This window comes from Aquirufa originis, from assembly GCF_042714495.1.
GTDB classification, from domain to species: Bacteria; Bacteroidota; Bacteroidia; order Cytophagales; family Spirosomataceae; genus Aquirufa; species Aquirufa originis.
The window spans coordinates 1-3007 of the sequence record NZ_JBBKXY010000009.1 but is presented as its reverse complement, the minus strand read 5'-3'; the positions used below and the strand labels follow the sequence as shown (position 1 = coordinate 3007).

Here is a 3007-nt window from a genome sequence, read left to right as displayed (position 1 = left end):
GTGCAGGTCTTCTGTAATAACTTGGAGCTTACTTACTTTCCCGGGTTTGATCCCAGTATCATCAGCGGTGCGGGGCTTAACTTCTCTGTTCGAGATGGGAAGAGGTGAACACCCGTCCTATCGGCTCCATACTTTTTGCAAGGTTTTAGCCTTTAGCCATATTGTGAGATAAAATAAACAGCAGTGTGTAAATTAATAAAAGGTAAGCTTTCGGGTAATTAGTACTACTCGACTTTGACATTACTGTCTTTACATCTGTAGCCTATCGACCGTGTCGTCTACACGGACCCTTCATGGAATACTCATCTTCAGGTCAGTTTCGCACTTAGATGCTTTCAGCGCTTATCTGGTCCCGACGTGGCTACTCAGCTATGCCCTTGGCAGAACAACTGATATACCAGCGGTCAGTCCAACTCGGTCCTCTCGTACTAAAGTCAGAACCTGTCAATATTCCTACGCCCACAACAGATAGGGACCGAACTGTCTCACGACGTTCTGAACCCAGCTCGCGTGCCACTTTAATCGGCGAACAGCCGAACCCTTGGGACCTTCTCCAGCCCCAGGATGTGACGAGCCGACATCGAGGTGCCAAACCTCCCCGTCGATGTGAGCTCTTGGGGGAGATCAGCCTGTTATCCCCAGAGTACCTTTTATCCTTTGAGCGATGGCTGTTCCATACTAAACCACCGGATCACTATATCCTACTTTCGTACCTGATCGACTTGTCGGTCTCACAGTCAAGCTCCCTTTTGCTATTGCACTCTACGCACGGTTACCAAGCGTGCTGAGGGAACCTTTGAAAGCCTCCGTTACTCTTTTGGAGGCGACCACCCCAGTCAAACTACCCACCAAGCAATGTCTCCCCTTTGGGGATTAGAATTCCAGTACAAGAAGGGTGGTATTTCAACGTTGGCTCCCCGATGCCTAGCGACACCGGCTCACAGCCTCCCACCTATCCTACACATCCAGTACCAAAACTCAATGCTAAGCTATAGTAAAGGTTCATGGGGTCTTTCCGTCCCGTTGCGGGTAAACGGCATCTTCACCGTTACTACAATTTCACCGAGCTCACGGCTGAGACAGTGCCCAGATCGTTACACCATTCGTGCAGGTCGGAACTTACCCGACAAGGAATTTCGCTACCTTAGGACCGTTATAGTTACGGCCGCCGTTTACTGGGGCTTCAGTTCAATGCTTCGTGTTGCCACTAACATCCCCCCTTAACCTTCCAGCACCGGGCAGGTGTCAGGCCTTATACGTCATCTTTCGATTTAGCAAAGCCATGTGTTTTTGTTAAACAGTCGCCTGGGCCATTTCTCTGCGGCCACGATTGCTCGTGGCTCCCTTTATCCCGAAGTTACAGGGTTAATTTGCCGAGTTCCTTAGCCGTGATTCACTCGAGCGCCTTAGAATATTCTTCTCGACCACCTGTGTCGGTTTACGGTACGGGTTACTTATTAGTTATACACGCCTAGACTTTTCTTGGAAGTTTACTCACTACACTCGTTTTGGCATTGCTGCCGCCTCTCAAAGACACTATTCCGTCAGTATCTGGTAACCTGTAATCTCCGTCATCTATTTGCCCAATAAGTAAGTACAGGAATATTAACCTGTTGTGCATTAGGTTGTCGCCTTCGCTAGACCCTTAGCCCCCGACTAACCCTCAGTTGATTAGCATAGCTGAGGAAACCTTAGTCTTTCGGCGTGAGGGTTTCTCGCCCTCATTATCGTTACTCATGCCTACATTTGCTTTTCTGAACGCTCCAGCAAAGCTCGTCGCTTCACCTTCACCGCAGATCAGAATGCTCCCCTACCAGTATATAAATATAATCCAAAGCTTCGGTACTTTACTTGATGCCCGTTTATTATCGATGCCCGCCTCGCTCGACCAGTGAGCTGTTACGCACTCTTTAAATGAATAGCTGCTTCCAAGCTAACATCCTGGCTGTCACTGCAATCAGACTTCCTTAGTTCAACTTAGTAAAGATTTTGGGACCTTAGCTGTTGGTCTGGGTTCTTTCCCTCTCGGATTGGGACCTTAGCACCCCAACCCTCACTCCCGGGTATATTTTAAGCCATTCAGAGTTCGTCAGGATTTGGTAGGATTTGACTCCCCCTAGTCCTATCGGTAGCTTTACCTGCTTAAAACTTAACCCCGAGGCTGTTCCTAAAAACATTTCGGGGAGTACGAGCTATTTCTCAGTTTGATTGGCCTTTCACCCCTACCCACAAGTCATCCAAATACTTTTCAACGTAAACTGGTTCGGTCCTCCACTCCGTGTTATCGGAGCTTCAACCTGCTCATGGGTAGATCACAAAGTTTCGCGTCTACTCCCACTGACTAAGCGCCCTATTCAGACTCGCTTTCGCTCCGGCTGCTCACGTCAACGTGATTAACCTCGCCAGTGAAAGTAACTCGTAGGCTCATTATGCAAAAGGCACGCCGTCACCCCACGAAAGGGCTCCGACCGCTTGTAAGCGTATGGTTTCAGGGTCTTTTCACCCCCTTACTCAGGGTACTTTTCACCTTTCCTTCACAGTACTCGTTCACTATCGGTCTCTTGGTAGTATTTAGCCTTACCGGATGGTGCCGGCAGATTCAAAGGGGATTTCTCCAGTCCCCCCCTACTCAGGATACCACTACAATTATATAAGCTTACCGATACAGGGCTCTCACCTTCTATGGCCTGCCTTCCCAGACAGCTCTCATTCATTTATATAATCGATCACGTGGTCCTACAACCCCAGTCTTGCCGCAACAACACTGGTTTGGGCTAATCCGCGTTCGCTCGCCACTACTTACGGAATCACTTTTGTTTTCTCTTCCTCTGCTTACTTAGATGTTTCAGTTCAGCAGGTTCGCCTTCTATCTTAAATAGAATAATAGATCTTCAATCTACTGGGTTGCCCCATTCGGAAATCTTCGGATCGAAGGTCTTGTGCACCTCCCCGAAGCTTATCGCAGCTTAACACGTCCTTCATCGCCTCCAAGAGCCTAGGCATCCCC

The 3007-nt window shown here is 48.7% G+C and carries 2 rRNA genes; both read right to left on the bottom strand.

The window, feature by feature from the left end:
- Positions 1–19: 19 nt before the first annotated feature.
- Positions 20–131, bottom strand: a 5S ribosomal RNA gene (gene rrf, locus SKC35_RS11405).
- 67 nt (positions 132–198) lie between these two features.
- Positions 199–3007 (bottom strand): 23S ribosomal RNA (locus tag SKC35_RS11400); the annotation flags it as partial.